We start from the raw sequence: 16,084 nt of genomic DNA on the forward strand, positions 1-16,084 counted from the left end.
GCCTCTAGTCCGCCAACTTATCGTTCAGAACATCTGCAGGCCACCGACGTGGCGCGGCTCAACCTTGACCTCTTGCCTGGCATTGCCGCTCCTCAAGGATGGGGGCTGAACGCAATGCAAAAATAGGACGATCATCAAGATTTGGTCAAGACGCAATTGTCAAAGGCCGCCCCATCCATACGGAACGTCATGGTAGGGTGTGTGTGTGTGGGGGGGGGGGTGGTCCGGGAGAGGAATAGAGAGTAGTAGGCGTTATGGCCGATACCGAACTTGCGCCGACGCGCCCGGGGATCTACTCGCGCGGCACCGAAACAGTCGATGCCATTCTGAAGGCAGCGCACGATGTCCTGATCGAGGAAGGCGCCGAGGCTTTTACCGTCAGGCGCATCGCGACCGAATGCGGGCTTCGTGTCGGAAACGTCAGCTATCACTTTCCGAAAAAGGAAATGCTCGTTCAGGTTCTGCTGGACGATATCATGGAGAACTACAACACCAAGCTGGACGTCAACGTACGCCAGCCGGACCTCTCCGACGAAGAACGCCTCCGGCTCGTCATTGTCATTTGCCTGGACGACATCTGCTCAAAGCGAACCACGCACCTGTTCACGGAACTGTGGGCGCTGGCCAATCACAACGACTTCATCGCGGAACGGGTTCGAGGTTTCTACGCCAAGGTCCACGACGTCATCGGCGAATATGTCCAGCGGATCAATCCCGCCCTGAGCCCCGACGAAGTCCACACGCTTTCGCTCTTCATCAGCGCCTCCATGGAAGGCACGACCCCCTTCCTCGGCTACAAGAAGCCCTGGAACGACAAGATGGCGGCCATCACAGCAATTTCAGCATCGTGGTTCATCGACCTTGTCAAATCGACAAAGCCGGGTGACATTGCCGACATGACAAGGCGTTCATCCTGAACGAATCGGAGGGGAGTCCTGCAGGGTCCGCGCCTTGAGCGCGACTGATCTGCTGTGGGGGTGTCCAGTGTTTCGATCGTCTGGGGAACGTCTCGTCCTTTCTGCCGTAGTTCTGGCCTGTGTCGGATGCCTGCAACCAGGCATAGACCCCGTCTTCCTCACGCTGCTGTCTTCGGTTCACGGCATGGCTCCGGAATTTCACGGCTGGATCGTCAGCGCCACGCAGTCCGGCATGGCCATCGGCTCGCTGCTGACATGGCGCTGGGGGACACACATTCCCCGTGCCGGATTTACACTTGCAGCCGGATTCGCAGTGATTGCAGCGCTGGCAACACCTCATGCCACGCCGTTCGCAGCCCTACTGGCAGTGCGCGCCATCTACGGGGCCGCGATGGGCATGCTTTACACCCAGGCTATGAGCAATGCGGCGACGAATCGCCCGCACGGTGCCTATGGCGCAGTCTTCCTCTGCCAGTTGATGCTCTCGACCGGCATAGCCGTGGGTCTCCCGGCCATAGCGAGTGTTTTCGGCCCGGCCATGGCACTGACGACATTGGCGGCAGCTCCTCTTGGCGCCCTGATGCTTGTCGTATTCTCGGAGTCCACGGCTCAGTACCAGCATCACGCCGAGCCCGCTGACCTGCTGGAACGAGAGGAAACGACGTTCCGGGCCTGGGCAACAGCAGGCGCGACCCTGCTTTTCATCTGTTCCACGATGATGGTCTGGACTTTTTCCGGCGCGCTGGCCGTAGAGGCCGGCATTTCGGAAGCCGTCATCGGCCAGGCGGTGGCACTTGGATCGCTGGCGGGCGCAGGCACGGCGTTTCTCGTCATGCGGGAGCGGTCCATTGTGCCTCCGCCGATCACCGGGCTGCTGGCAGGCCTTTCACTTCTCACTCCGATCGCCGCGACCCATAGCGGTGGCGCCACGGCGTTCATTGCAGCCATCGTGCTGCTCAACATCGGATCAACCGCCATCATCGTGCGCAGTTCGGGTCTCGCGAGCGCCGCCAGCCGCGACAGCCTGTTCCGCCGCTTCGTCGCCTGCACGCATGCGCTTGGCATGATCATGGGCCCGCTCACGGGATCGCTGGCGTCGGGAATCTTCGGTCGCACCGGCTTGCTGGCAGCCGCCGTTCTGGCGATTGCGGCCGCGTGCCTGATGCTTCTGTTTGCGGAGGCAGGATCGCTGAAGCCACGTCTTTGGCCGATACGCCGGGAAGCCCGGGACGGCTTCCTGATAAACGCGCAGTTCTGACTGCAAGCGCCTCTTGCAAGTGGCCCAGGACACCCACCTGAGGATAGAGGCCCGATACAAGACGGCGCCAAGAATCGACGGATGGCAGTCCATTCCATTGCCCCCCGAAAGAACGGCTCACAGGTACACCTGCCGGACCACGGAAATTCGCGCATCAAACAGTTGCAAGCAGTCGAAAAACAAGCCCGTCCAGCATTTCGCACTCGCACAAAAATTGTCGCTTGACCTAATTTTGACAATCGTCCTATATTTCGATTCACCGGATCGAAAGTCCGCAGATTTCTGGTCTTTGGGGGCATTTCAAACATGACCGCTGCACACGACGATGGTAACGGAAAAACGTGCGGCGGCACAGCATACAAGCAACCTGCCCCAACTTCTCGGCAAGCACTTCTGCACGGTGCCCGGCACTATGCGAGCAAGCGCAAACTCTTGCTCATGCCATTGCTCGCCTCGACCATTTTTTCCGCATCGATCGTCGTCGCGCAAGTCAACACGGACAATGAGCTGGACCTCGATCCGGCGGACTGGTCCGAGAAGGATGCGGGTATCCCGGTGACCGATCCTTTGACCCTCGAGAAGTGCGGTTCGTGCCATGCCCCCGACGAAAAGGGTAATCTCTCGCGCATTTCCTGGATCCGCGCGACGCCTGAAGGGTGGTCGCAGGCAATCAAGCGCATGATCAAGCTCAACGGCCTGTCCATCACGCCCGAGGAAGCACGATCCGTGGTCAAATACCTCGGCACCTGGCATGGTCTGGCACCGGAAGAGGCCAAGCCGGTCATGTACTTTGCCGAGCGCCGGATCCTGGATGAGACAATCATCCCCAACGAAACCATTCACCAAGGCTGCGCTTCCTGCCATGCCTTTGCCCAGCCGATGTCGTCGCGCCGCAGCCACCGTGAATGGGGCCTGCTGCAGAACATGCACAAAGCGCTCTACTCTCAGGCCGAAGTTCAGATCGATCATGCGGCGGAAGGTGAAGCTGCCAGCGCAGACTCTTCGAAAAAGCCCGCCACCCGGGGCCAGGTCGCCCTTGCTTGGCTCACCAAGGAAGCCGGTCTTCACAGCAAGGCATGGGCGGACTGGCGCCCGCGTATCCGCACCCCGAAACTGGCAGGTAAATGGCTGATTTCCGGCAAGCTGCGCGGACAGGGCCGTTTTGTGGGCGAGATGACGATCGCACCTGCTGGCGACGACTTCACGACCACCACGACGCTGCGCTCGCTCGAAACCGGAAAGACCATGACGCGCTCTGGTAAGGGCCTCGTCTATTCGGGGTATTCCTGGCGCGGCACCTCCGCCGGCGGCACCCAGCCCGCAACGCCCGCCGACATGACGGGCACCTTGCGCGAAACGATGTGGTTTGCCCCCGACCAGTCCAGCGCCGAAGGCCGCTGGTACTGGGGCGAATATCACGAGTTCGGTCTGGATGTGAAAATGACCCGCGTCACCGGTGGTCCGGTGCTGGCTGCAGTTTCACCCCTGGGCGTCAAGACCGGCACCAAGGCCATGGGCCTGCACATCTACGGGGCGTCGCTTCCCGCGGACCTGTCCGCAGCAGATCTGGACTTCGGCGGCGGCGTCACGGTGCGCAAGGTTGCCGTCCTCTCCCCAAGCGAAGCGGTGGCGACCATCGACGTTTCGGCAGAAGCCATCGTCGGTCTCCATGACGTCGCTCTCAACGGCGTCGTCCTGCCCAAGGCTTTACCGGTCTATGGCTCCGTCGATTACATGAAGGTCACGCCCGAGACCGCTCTCGCCCACCTCGGCGGCATCAAGTACGGCAAAGGGTACGAACAGTTCGAAGCCACGGCCTGGTCCGCCGGACCGGATGGCAAGACCGGCACTGACGACGATTTCCCCATCATGACGGTCGACGCCGACTGGGCCATGAAGGAATTCCCGACCGTCACTTACGACAATGACGTCAAATACGTCGGCCAGCTCGACAAGGTGGGCTTCTTCACGCCGAACGTCGAAGGGCCGAACCCGGAACGGCGGTTCAGCCGCAACAACTATGGCGAAGTCTGGATTGTTGCGACCGCCAAGACGCTGAAGGATAAGGAAGGCAAGCCGATGAGCGCGCAGGCCTACCTCGTCACGACCGTGCCTGCCTACAAGCGTTGGGACCAGCCGGAGGTTTCGCAATGAACGATATGACCGTTATCCCTTCGGGTCGCTACCGTCTGGGTGAAATGCATGAATTCAGCGCGGCCGATCAGCCATTCATGTATCTGGTTTCAGCAGGTGCCATCTTCGCGCTCGACGAAGGCGCCCATGCCGTCCTGCGCAGGCTCGAAACCGAAGAGCTGAGCCACGGCGAACTCGTCGAGGCGCTGCTGGAAAGCGGCTATACCCGCCAGGATGCCGAGGAGCTGATCCGCGAACTGCTGTTCGTGCAGGGTATCGTTTCGGACAAGGCGCGCCTTTCGCCCGCCCCCGCGCCGAGCGCTCCTCCGGCCGATTTCCCGTTGCAGGCGCTGGTGCTCAACATCACCAACCAGTGCAACCTCGCCTGCACCTACTGCTATGAGTTCGGCGCGGACAAGATCGCCACGCCGCAGGGCAAGCCCAAGTTCATGTCGCTGGAAACGGCCAAGACCTCGGTCGATTTCCTGCTGCGCAAGTCCGGCGGCAGGCAGGCCGTCCACATCACCTTCTTCGGCGGCGAGACGCTAATGAACTTTCCCCTGCTTCGCGAGGTCGTTCTCTACGCCCGCGAACAGGCGAAAGCTCAGGATCGCGGCATCGGTTTCAGCCTGACGACCAATGCCACGCTCCTGACCGACGAGATCATCGCATTCCTTTCGGACAACGAGATCGGCGTCACCGTCAGCATGGACGGCCCGCCCGATCTTCAGGACAAGCGTCGCGTCTACAAATCGGGCAAGGGCAGCTACGCCGTCATCGAGCCGCGCCTGCGCAAGCTGATCGCCAACCACAAGACCCGCGCCATTACCGCCCGCGTGACGCTGACCGATGGCGTGACCGACGTGATCCGTATCTACCGCCACCTCAAGGAAGACCTGGGCTTTCACGAGGTCGGCTTCGCGCCCGTCACCAACTCGGGCGAGCGCGACTACATGATCGACGACAACGGCATGGACGAAGTCCTGCGCCAGTTCCACGAACTGGCCGACGAATGGCTCGAACATGCGCTGCGCGGCGAGATGCACGGCTTCTCGAACGTCAGCGAGACGATCGGCGAACTGATCCAGGGCGTGAACAAGTCCCATCCCTGCGGTGCCGGGCTCGGCCTGCTCGGTGTCAGCCCCTCGGGGGATCTTTCACCCTGCCACCGCTTCACCGATGCCGATACCCATACTCTGGGCCATATCTCTACCGATATCGACATGGAGAAACGCGAGGACTTCCTGTCGCGTGGGCACGTCGGTGCCAAGTACGAGTGCCAGAGCTGCTGGGCGCGCCCGCTGTGCGCCGGAGGATGCCATCACGAGGCCTTCGTGCGCTATGGCGACACCGGCCACGCCAACCTCCATTATTGCGACTGGATCCGCGAATGGACCGACACCTGCCTGCGCATCTACGGCGCGGTCAGCGTGCTCAATCCCGAATTCCTGGAACGCTTTGCAGCACGAAAGGGCCTGTCATGAAGCATCTTCGCCCCGTCAACCGGAAGGCAGCCCGGATCGATGAAACCGCATCGCTGATGGAAGAGGACGTCGTCGCCCTCCAGCAGCCGACTCCCAAGCCGCACGTCCCGATGGGCTGCACCCTGTCCTTCTCGCCCGGCTGGGAAGTCGATGCGGGCGGCGGCACGGCAGGCCTGTGCCAGCCCGTCGAGCGCGACATCTACGACTGCTACGTCACCTGCTTCTGGCCGGTGCAGGTTCCCGACCACGTCAACTACTCGCCCGACTGGGCCAGCAACTGCGCCGTTGCCACCAAGGACTGGCGCAATCTGGATCTCGTCTTCCCCTGACCGGCACGCCCCGCCCGCCCAGACGCATTTCTCGAGGAAGAGCCCTCAGCATGAAGATGTTTCGCCTTGCACTCGCGGCCCTTTGCGCCACCACCGCCGCAGCGTCCGTTCAGGCCTCCACGATCGTGCTTGGTGGCTATCCCGACCAGATCCAGATGGTGGACGATGTCAGCGGCAAAGTTGTCCAGAAGGTGGATCTCAAGTCCGGCCTTCCCACGAACCTCCAGTTCTCGGCCGACGGCAAGCGGATCTACATCACCACGCTGACGACGAGTGGCATCGAAGTGATGGATGCGGCGTCACGCAAGATCATCTCGAGCCTGAGCCTCAACACGCCCGTGACGCGTTACCGCTTCAGCGGCGGCGTCCCCGATCCGAGCGGCCGCTACTTCTACATTGTCGGCACCCGCATGGACAAGGAAGCGGACCTCTACCGCTTCAGCAAGCCGCGCTTCATGAAGGTCGATCTCAAGACCGGCCAGATCGTCAAGTCTGTGGATTTCGATCCCAAGGATGAAGGGCCCGGCTATCGGACCCGGTTTGCCATGGCACCCGACGGCAAGTCGCTCTACATCTTCCAGAAGAAGATCCTGATCGTCGACACAGCCTCGTTGAAAGTCGTCGACCGGATCGACCTCCAGAAGCCGGATTTCCCTGGCATGCAGGACGTCGGCATTGGCGGGGGACTGGAAACGCTCAAGGAACCCGGGGTCTATGTTTCGGTGTTCAATTCCGAAGACCCCTACATCCACAACAAGGTGTTCGGCATCGCAAGGTTCGACCTGACGGCACGCACTTTCAATTTCACACCGATCGGCCCTGCCCCCGAGCAGATGGCGGGGCTGGAAGTGACGCCCGACGGCAAGCACGGCTACACCGTCGCCGTCAACGGCAAGCTCGGTGCCAAGCGCTGCGAGTTCTGGCATTTCGACCTGACGACCAATGCCGCACTCGACAAGGCGGAGTTCCCCTGCCGCTCCCGCTTCTATTTCGGCATGTCGCGTGACGGGCAGAAGCTGTATATTTACGGCGCCGGCTATGACATAGCCGTCTACGACGCGAAAACACTGAAGTTCGAGCAAGATTGGGAACTGACGAACGACATCACCATGGCCGGGCTGCTGACCCTGCCCTGAGCGTGCGCTGGACGGTAGAGATCACCGGAGGCGGCGTCGCGGCGGCGTGTTGCGATCATCTGCTGACACAGGAAGGTGCCGCTATCCGCCGCACAGCCAATGCGCGCAATGCCGTACCCGCACTCATGCTGAGCGATCCCGCGCGCGCGCTCGTCAGGGATTGCCTTGGCCAGCCTTCGCTCTTCTCCGGCAAGCCCCGCATAACCCGCCGCATCGTCGCCTGGGCGGGACAGGATCCCGTCCCCCTGCCCCATCAGGCGGTAATGCTCGGAGCTGGCGATCTGGACTTCGCGCCATCGACCAACACCCCTGCCGCCGACGATCCCGCATTCACCATCACCACCATGCGCCCTGAACGGGACGATCAGACATGGCGCATTGGCGACCGTGTTGGCGAGACAGCCCCGGTTCGCCTGACCCAAGCGGACGATGCCGATGCTTGCTGGATCGAAGCCGTGGAAGACGGCTGGCTGTTCATGATCCCCTCCAGCGCGGAGAGCGGCTGGTTGCTTGCCATCGGCGCACCTTGCAGCCAACTGCTGGCCCAGAGCCGCTTCCTCGCCCCTCGTATCGAGTTTGACGCTGACAAGACCGCGCAGTTCGACACCACCCCGCGCATGTTGCGCACCATGGCGCGCGATGGCCTGCTCGCCTGCGGCTCGGCCTCGATGGCGTTCGACCCGATCTGCGGCGACGGCACCGCGCTGGCCGTGAGGCAGGCGATCCTGGTCTCGGCGATCGCAGTGGCCATCCATGACGGAGAAGACCCGGAACCGCTCCTTGGCCATTACCGGGCCATGATGATGGCATCCATGCGGCGCCATTTGCGCCTCTGCTCCGAATTCTATGCTTCGGGTGGGAACGGGCCCTGGTGGCGTGCCCAGCAGGAAGCGCTGACCGAGGGCTTCGCCGCCTGCAGCGCGCATCTCGAGCGCGAGCCACCTCCCCGCTACGAGTTGCACGGTTTCCGCCTTGTGCGGCGGGAGCTGGCGGCGTGATGCAGCCCGCGGACGAAATCCCGGGCTGGTCGAGCTATCGCAGGCTGCTACCGTTCCTGAGGCCCTATTACCGGCAGCTGGCGCTGGTTCTGCTACTCAGCCTGCTATCGACCTCGCTCAACCTGATGCAGCCCTATCTGTCGAAGCTGATGATCGACAAGGCGCTGCTGCGCGGAGACATGCAGGCGCTCATCCAGATCGCGGGCGCCATGGTCGCCGTCTCGCTGGGCGGATTTGCCCTGAACATGCTGGCAAGCTACCGCTATGTCTCGGCGTCAGCCGACATGCTGTTCGATATCCGCGCGGCGCTGCTCCAGCATCTCCAGCGGCTCTCCCCGCGCTTCTACGCACGCTTCCGGCTTGGCGACCTCATGTCGCGGATCAACAGCGACGTCAGCGATATCCAGCGCGTAACTGCGGACTCCCTGCTTTCGGTGCTCAGCAACGTATTGATGCTCGTCGGCTGCGTGGTGATGATGCTGTGGCTCGATCCGGTGATGTTCGTGATCGGCGTCGTCATCATTCCGGTCTGCATCGGCCTTTTCCTCCACTACCAGCGCAAGCTGACCGCCCTGACCCGGGTGATGCGAGAAAGGGGCGCGGATCTGGGCAGCCTGCTCGTCGATACCGTCATGGGTATGCGAACCGTGACTTCGCTCAACGCCGAGGCCCACGAGATCGGCCGGTTCCGCAAGCGCAACGATGCTTTTGTTTCAGCGATGCTGAAGATGCAACTCACCTCGTTCACCGCAGGCGCCTTGCCCGGCACCCTGCTGACTGCCTCGACGTCCGCGATCATTCTCTACGGCGGCGCACAGATCTTCGCGGGCAAGATGACGATCGGCACGCTGGTGGCGTTCATGACGTACCAGTCCCGCCTGTTTTCTCCGATCCAGGTGCTGATGGGGCTGGTTTCGGGGTTGGCATCCGCGCGCGTCTCGCTCGGCAGAATCTTCACCCTGTTCGACACTCGCCCCGACGTTATCGAAAGCGCCGATGCGCTGCCCTTCGACGGCCTTCATCAGGGCCTTCATTTCGAACAGGTCTTCTTTAGCCACGACGACCGGACAATTCTCGACGGGATCGACCTGTTCATCCCCGCAGGCCGGTTCTGCGCCATTCTGGGGCCCAGCGGCACAGGCAAGTCCAGCATGGCCGATCTGATTGTCCGTCACCTTGACCCCGACGCAGGCAGGATCACGGCGGACGGCATGGATCTGTGCACCTTGAAGCTGAACGACCTGCGCCGTGCGATCCTGCTTGTCGATCAGGCACCGCACCTGTTCAACGACACATTGGCCAACAACATCGCCTTTGCCTGTCCTGAAGCAAACGACGATGCCATTGCCGAAGCCGCGCGGCTCGCCGGCCTTGCGCCGCTGATCGCCCGCCTTCCGGAAGGTCTGGCGACACGCGCCGGCGAACGGGGCCTGGCCCTGTCCGCCGGCGAGCGGCACCGCGTTGCCCTCGCCCGCGCACTGCTGCGCAGGCCTTCGGTGCTCATACTCGACGAGCCGACCGCAGCGCTCGACAGCGACACCGAGCGTCTGGTTGCAGAAGGCCTGAGGCAGGCCTTGCCATCCGCCACCATCATCGTGATCACACACAAGCCGGCTCTGGCCGAACTGGCCGACATGACGATCACTCTGACCGACGGGAAAGCGGAAGTCCGGCAGGCCGCAGACTTGATCGGCCTGCCCCTGTAACATGAGCGATCCGGCAACAGGGCGCGGCATTCGCATCGCCGTTATCGACAGCGGCGTCCATCCGCAGCACGATCACATCGATGCATCCCGGCTGCTCCCCGGCGCATCAATCGGCGGCAACGGAACGATTGGCACGGCTCCGGAAGACACGCTCGACCGGCTGGGGCACGGCACAGCGGTCACTGCGGCGATTCAGGAAAAGGCGCCGGAAGCCTTCTGCATGCCTATTCGCGTCTTCCATGACGGGCTGAAGACCACCGGCTATGCCCTGATTACGGCGATAGACTGGGCCATCGCGCAAGGCGCAGACATCATCAACCTGAGCCTGGGATCGACCAACCCCGCTCACGCCCCGGCCTTCGCCGCCACAGTTGAACGGGCATGCCATGCAGGCTCGATAGTCGTGGCCCCGCGTGCTGTCGAAGACACTCCCTGCTATCCCGGAGCGCTGGATGGCGTGCTTTCCGTCTGCCTTGACTGGGATTGCCCCCGCGCAACCTACCGCCCGGCACCGGATGGCTCCGGGCAGTTTTTCGCCTCCGGCTTTCCGCGGCCCATTCCCGGTGTCCCGCTTCGCCGCAACATCCACGGGATCAGCTTCGCGACCGCGCAGATGGCCGGCTTTGCGGCATGCGCGCTCGAAGGCCTCGACACGACGGATCGCAGCCACGGACGGATCGAGGCGGTACGGGCAGCACTCTGCGGTTAGCCCGCTTTTCAAGCTCCCCAAAAAAGAGACCCGCTGCGGAACATCCGCAGCGGGTCGAAGGGTCTTTCCGTCAGGAACTTAGAATTTCTGTCCGAACTTGATGCCCATGAACTGCGGCTTGACCGGGAACGTGCGCGACGAGCCCGAGCAGAACGTGATCGAACAGAACGTGTTCATCGTCAGAGGCCCGCGCTTGTCGAACGCATTCTGGATAAACACATCGAGATGCCAGTTGTCCTTCTTGATGCCAGCCGAGAAGTCGAAGGTGACAAATCCCTTCGTGGCACAGGCCGTCGTGCGGGTATCCGCCTCGTCCGGACATACCAGCAGGTTGTTGTTGTAGACGTTCAGATTCTGTGTCGCTCCGGTCTGATAGAGCGCGGCGCCCTGGAAATAGGCATCCATGTCGCCGAGCATCGTCTCGTAGCGGATCGAGGTCGTGCCTTTGAACTTCGGCTGACGAGGCAAACGCGTGCCGTCAACTGCCGCCACCTGCGCAACCGCCGGGCTGCCGAACGTCTCACCGACCGTACAACTGCTCAACTGGCTGATCGCCAGTGTCGAGGTATCAACCGCAAAGTTGCAGAAGTTACCGGACAGCGCGGCATCGTTGTAGGCGCCGGACGAGGAGATGGTGACGTTGCCGAGCTTGAGATCGGCATCGTATTCCACGCCCTTGACCTTGGCCTTGCCAGCATTGCCAGTCATGCCCGCACCCTGTGTGCCTGAGATCACGACGGAATACTGAATGTTGTCCCAGGTTTCGTAATAGACCGCCGCGTTGAAGCGGAAGATGTTGTTCCAGGTGGTCTTCACGCCCAGTTCGAAATTGGTCAGCGTTTCCGAATCATAGGCCGGAGCAGCCGCAATGCCGACACCACGGATACGCAGCGGACGATTGAACCCGCCCGGGCGGAAGCCGGTCGAATAGTTGAAATAGACCATTTTGGTCGGCGAGAACTGCCAGTCCAACGCGACTTTGTGCGTTTCTCCGTCTTCCTTGTAACGCCCGACCTGATCCGCTGCCGTCACGTTGGTGTTCAGGCACTGCAGGCGCTTGTCAGGCAGAGGCACCGGGCAACCGAATTCGCCGGTCGGAACATAGAGCGAAGTGGAAGTGCTCCTGGCAGAGGCCATCACGCCGCTGAAGCCTACGGTCGCAAACTCCGTCCAGAAATAGCGGATACCACCGGTGATCTTCAGTGTCGGGGTAATGTTGTAATGGCCCTCGGCGAAGATCGCCTTGTCTTTCCAGGTGTTGTTCCGCTCACTCAGGTAGAATGCGTCACGTTTCACGGCCGGTGAGCCAAGAACCATCGTGCCGCCATATTCGACCGGCACGCCATAGCCGTCGGGATAGTTGGTGTCTCCGCCACCCGCCATCGTGTAGCCCGCAATCGTATCAAGACCATGGATGGCGTAGTCGCTGTTGGTTTCCTGCTTGCGGTACTGGTAGAAACCGCCGGCGGTTATATCGAACGGCCAGCTTTTCGGCGTGGACAGGCGCAGTTCCTGGGTGAACTGCTTGTCCCTGGTCCAGCCCTCATAGTACTGCTGCGGATTGATCAATGTGGTGCAGTGATAGTCTGCACCTGTGCCTGAACAGCCACTGGCATCGAAGAACTGCAGGTAGTTTTCGTAACCCGGCCCGAAGCCATCATACGTCACGGTGTAGTAGGTGTAGTCGTTACGCAGGTGGACCTTGCGCTGGTAATAGCCGGTCGCCGAGACCAGATCCCAGTCGCCGATATGGCCGTGGATCGCCAATTGCGCCTGGTACCACTTATCGTCCTGACGCGTCAGGTCGTAGTCATGAACCTCAAGGTCGCCGACGCGCGGGTCATAGCCGAAGTACCCGTAGGCGATCTGCCGCTGCGCGGTAAGTTCGGGCTTGATTTCCCAGTCCGGTGCCGGCTCCCACAAGAGCTGCACGCGGCCGCCATATTCGTAGATCGGGTTGTAGTCGTCCTTGGCGATGTCCGAGTTGTCCAGGGTGTAGGACGTAGCCGGATTGTCGTCACCGAGGCTGAGCGTCGATGAAGAACCATTGGTGAACGTGCCATTGTTCGGCTTGTTATCGACGTAGCCTCCATCGCGCCGGTAATACCCCATCGCGCGGATCGCCACGGTATCGCTCACCGGAACGTTGACGTAGGATTCGAACTGACCGCCGAAAGCGCCGTCGCCGTACTTGTTGCCCTCTACGTCATAACCGAATTCGAACTCGCCGATCTTCGGCTTGTTCGAAATGAAACGGATCGTGCCTGCTAGCGAGCCGGCGCCATACAGCGTCCCCTGAGGGCCGGAAAGCGCCTCGATGCGTTCAACGTCGTAGACGTGAATGTCGGGCAGGCCGGTGCCGGCAATGGGGATGTCGTCAAGATAGTAGCCGACCGATGCATAACTGCCACCGGCCGGGACAATGCCGCGAAAATAGGGAGTTTGGCGGCCTGGCCCGAGCCCGGCGATACTGACCGAGGGCAACAGGGTGCTGAAGTCGGACAAGCCTTTCACCTGCCGCTCGTCCAGCTTCGCAGAAGCCAGTGCCTGCATCGAGATCGGCACCTTCTGCACGCTTTCCGACGTACGGGTCGCCGTCACGACAATGTCGCCAAGGCCGCCCTGGCTGCTGTCCGCATCGCTCGCTTCAGCCGCTGCTTCAGCTTCGTCCGCGAGCGCCGATGCCGGCATCAGCAGAGGGGTAATGATCGCGGTCGTTGCAAGCAGAGAAATCAAGCACGATTTTCGTGACCCGTCGGAAATTCTCATGATCTGAATGCCCCTAAATTACCTGTTGACCCCCTCCCTTCCCCGACCGTCCGCCAGTTGCGGATCAGCTCCGATCAACGCCCCGTCGCCCGTTTTCGGGCTCTCGAAGACGCACACCTCCTGCCCCGAAGGAACACCCTCAGGACCGCCGCCAACAGAACGGGCGACGCCGAACAATCAAACTTCGAATCAGACGGTTTTTCGCAGATGCAGCATCCAGAACGACCGTCCTAAATTGGATAGTGCCATTCGAAACGGCGCTGTCAAGCGCCTTATTCCTGTGATTTTGAAACTTTCACGACAAGCCGACTCGACGAAACCTAACGACCGTCCTAAGTTGTGTGTGCACTGCAAAAAGGAATCTCATGGGGATCGCACCGGCAGTTTCAAAACCAGTCCCGGCCCGGAACGCGCTGGCGCAAGCAGCGCGGCCATGGGGTCCTTCACCTGAATTCGCGCAAATGACCGCCGGTGCAATTCAGGTCGGGAACGCGCGCTGCATTCCATGGTCATGAAGGTTCATTTCGGGATGAGCGGTTCCACTGTCAAAACACAAAAATCACCTGCGCAATCCTCTGCGCTGGCTGCGGCGGCCTCCTTGCTCGACGGCCAGCCGGAAGCGGCTCTCGCGCAAGCCGAAACCATGCTGCAACGCATGCCCGGCTTTCCGGCTGCGGAATTTCTGGCCTGTCAGGCGTTGCGGAGAATGGGCAAAACCGCTGAAGCCTTGGCGCGTCTTGCCGCATTGGCCCGCACCCAGCCCCGCGTCCCTGCCGTGCTATGGGAACTGGCGCAGACCGCAAGCGAAGCGGGCGACACCGGCGCCGCCATCAGTGCACTCCAAAACCTGACCCGGCTTCAGCCCGCCGTGGCAAGTGGCTGGTTCCTGCTTGCAAGAGAGCTGCGCAAGTCTGGCCGCGACGACGAGGCCTGGCGCACCGACCTGTCGGGCGTTCATGCATCGGCCGGCGATCCCGAATTGCTCAATGCCGCCATGGCAATGAACGAAGGCCGTCTGGACGACAGCTCCTCCGCCCTGCAGGCACGCCTCAAGCGGCAACCCGAAGACCCGGCCGCTTGCCGCCTGCTGGGGGAAGTAAACTGGCGGCGTGGCGACATGACCGAAGCCTTGGCATGGGTAGAACGAGCTCTGGAAATCGCCCCCGGTTTCGACCTGGCCCGCGATTTCCTTATTCGCCTCCTGCTCCAGAACAACCGCTTGCCCGAAGCGTTGGAACATGCCGATTTGCTTGGTGCATCTCCGGTCAAGAGCCCCGGCCACGACCTCATCAAGGCGTCGGTTCTGGTCAGGCTGGGGCAGCAGGATGAGGCGAAAGAAATCTACGAACGGTTGCTGGCACAGCAGCCGAACCAGCCTCAGGTATGGCAAAACCTTGGCCATGTCCTGAAGACGCAGGGCAAGCAAGCCGATGCCGTTCACGCATACCGTCAGGCGGTGTCACACCAGCCGACGATGGGCGAAGCGTGGTGGAGCCTCGCCAACCTCAAGACAGTAAAGCTCGGGCCTGACGATATCTCGTCGATGACGCAGGCTCTCGCCTCTCTGGAGCAGAACGAAGCCGACAGGCAGGAAGATATCTTTCACCTCCATTTCTCGCTGGGCAAGGCCCTGGAGGATGCCCGGGACTACGCGGCCTCTTTCCGTCATTACGATCAGGGCAACCGCCTGCGTCGCGGCCTGATCCGCCACGACGCCGACGATTTTTCCGCCGAAGCAGCAGCCACAGCGGACACGTTCACTGCAGCGTTTGTCGCCGGGCTGGGCAAAGGCGGCTGCACAGATCCCGATCCCATCTTCATTGTCGGCCTGCCGCGCTCCGGTTCAACTCTCGTCGAACAGATCCTCGCCAGCCACAGCCAGATCGAAGGAACGATGGAACTGCCGGAAATGATGATCATTGCCGGCCGCCTTCAATCGCGACTGGATGACGGCGAATTTCCCGATTTCAGGACCATGATCGCATCCCTATCGCCCGCTGACCGCAGGCGTCTTGGCGAGGAATATCTCGAGCGCACGCGCGTCCATCGCCAGACGGACAAACCACGCTTCATCGACAAGATGCCCAACAACTGGCAGCATGTCGGCCTGATCAGACTGATCCTGCCGAATGCGAAGATCATCGACGCCCGGCGCCATCCGGTCTCGTGCTGCTTTTCAGGCTGGAAACAGCACTTCGCCCGAGGGCAGACCTTCTCCTACGACCTCTCCGACATCGGCCGTTATTACAACGACTATGTAGGACTGATGGCAGCTTATGATGCGGCCGTGCCCGGTGCAGTGCACCGGGTCATCTATGAAGATATGGTCAAAGACACCGAACGTCAGGTGCAGCGCATGCTGCACTATCTCGACCTGCCGTTCGAACCGGCATGCCTCGAATTCTACAACAACGACCGAGCCGTAAGGACGGCAAGTTCCGAACAGGTCCGCCAACCCATTTTCACCGATGGCATCGATCACTGGAAAAACTATTCGGAATGGCTGGGCCCGTTGGTGAACGCCTTGGGTCCAGTAGTCGACAGCACAACAGCGACGTCTTGAAGGCGCATTAAGCAGGCATAGCGACTGCGCATATGTACCGTCGCCAAGGGTTCAGCCTGGCGACGTGCTGCAAACGGGAAAC

The 16,084-nt window shown here is 61.5% G+C and carries 11 protein-coding genes; 10 read left to right on the top strand and 1 reads right to left on the bottom strand.

Translation table 11 applies throughout. From position 1 onward, the window contains the following. Window positions 1-254: 254 nt before the first annotated feature. From MTR64_RS08945 to MTR64_RS08985, 9 genes are all read left to right on the top strand, one after another. The gene (locus MTR64_RS08945; protein ID WP_243992975.1) at window positions 255-917 is read left to right on the top strand and encodes a TetR/AcrR family transcriptional regulator; all 663 of its coding nucleotides are present in this window, start codon (window positions 255-257) and stop codon (window positions 915-917) included. Between the two features lie 184 nt (window positions 918-1,101). Beyond that, window positions 1,102-2,175 (top strand): MFS transporter, encoded by a 1,074-nt coding sequence (locus MTR64_RS08950; protein ID WP_243992977.1) that lies wholly within the window; start codon window positions 1,102-1,104, stop codon window positions 2,173-2,175. A gap of 438 nt (window positions 2,176-2,613) precedes the next feature. Beyond that, a complete protein-coding gene (peaA, locus tag MTR64_RS08955; protein ID WP_243993290.1) occupies window positions 2,614-4,329 on the top strand; it encodes a quinohemoprotein amine dehydrogenase subunit alpha in 1,716 nt (571 codons plus the stop codon). Beyond that, complete coding sequence (gene peaB, locus MTR64_RS08960) at window positions 4,326-5,792, top strand: quinohemoprotein amine dehydrogenase maturation protein (protein ID WP_243992979.1); 1,467 nt, start codon at window positions 4,326-4,328, stop codon at window positions 5,790-5,792. Before peaA ends, peaB begins: the two co-directional genes overlap by 4 nt. After that, entirely contained in the window at window positions 5,789-6,121 is a 333-nt protein-coding gene (gene qhpC / locus MTR64_RS08965) for a quinohemoprotein amine dehydrogenase subunit gamma (protein ID WP_243992981.1), read from the top strand. Before peaB ends, qhpC begins: the two co-directional genes overlap by 4 nt. A gap of 50 nt (window positions 6,122-6,171) precedes the next feature. After that, the gene (locus MTR64_RS08970) at window positions 6,172-7,257 is read left to right on the top strand and encodes a hypothetical protein (RefSeq protein WP_243992983.1); all 1,086 of its coding nucleotides are present in this window, start codon (window positions 6,172-6,174) and stop codon (window positions 7,255-7,257) included. Between the two features lie 2 nt (window positions 7,258-7,259). Beyond that, window positions 7,260-8,255, top strand: a complete 996-nt coding sequence (locus MTR64_RS08975) for an NAD(P)/FAD-dependent oxidoreductase (protein ID WP_243992985.1) — start codon at window positions 7,260-7,262, stop codon at window positions 8,253-8,255. Beyond that, the gene (locus tag MTR64_RS08980) at window positions 8,255-9,961 is read left to right on the top strand and encodes an ABC transporter ATP-binding protein (RefSeq protein WP_243993292.1); all 1,707 of its coding nucleotides are present in this window, start codon (window positions 8,255-8,257) and stop codon (window positions 9,959-9,961) included. The genes MTR64_RS08975 and MTR64_RS08980 overlap by 1 nt, the downstream gene beginning before the upstream one ends. 1 nt (window position 9,962) lies before the next feature. Beyond that, window positions 9,963-10,670: a S8 family peptidase gene (locus tag MTR64_RS08985; protein WP_243992987.1), complete on the top strand. Its 708-nt coding sequence runs from the start codon at window positions 9,963-9,965 to the stop codon at window positions 10,668-10,670. Window positions 10,671-10,748: 78 nt separating this feature from the next. Here MTR64_RS08985 and MTR64_RS08990 read toward each other — a convergent pair whose 3' ends face one another. Further along, the gene (locus tag MTR64_RS08990; RefSeq protein WP_243992988.1) at window positions 10,749-13,361 is read right to left on the bottom strand and encodes a TonB-dependent receptor; all 2,613 of its coding nucleotides are present in this window, start codon (window positions 13,359-13,361) and stop codon (window positions 10,749-10,751) included. Between the two features lie 607 nt (window positions 13,362-13,968). On the opposite strand from MTR64_RS08990, the gene MTR64_RS08995 reads away from it, so the two are divergent. After that, complete coding sequence (locus tag MTR64_RS08995) at window positions 13,969-16,002, top strand: tetratricopeptide repeat-containing sulfotransferase family protein (RefSeq protein ID WP_243992989.1); 2,034 nt, start codon at window positions 13,969-13,971, stop codon at window positions 16,000-16,002. Window positions 16,003-16,084: the final 82 nt, after the last annotated feature.

Origin of the sequence: Novosphingobium album (ex Hu et al. 2023), from assembly GCF_022832385.1 — a bacterium.
GTDB lineage: Bacteria > Pseudomonadota > Alphaproteobacteria > Sphingomonadales > Sphingomonadaceae > Novosphingobium > Novosphingobium album.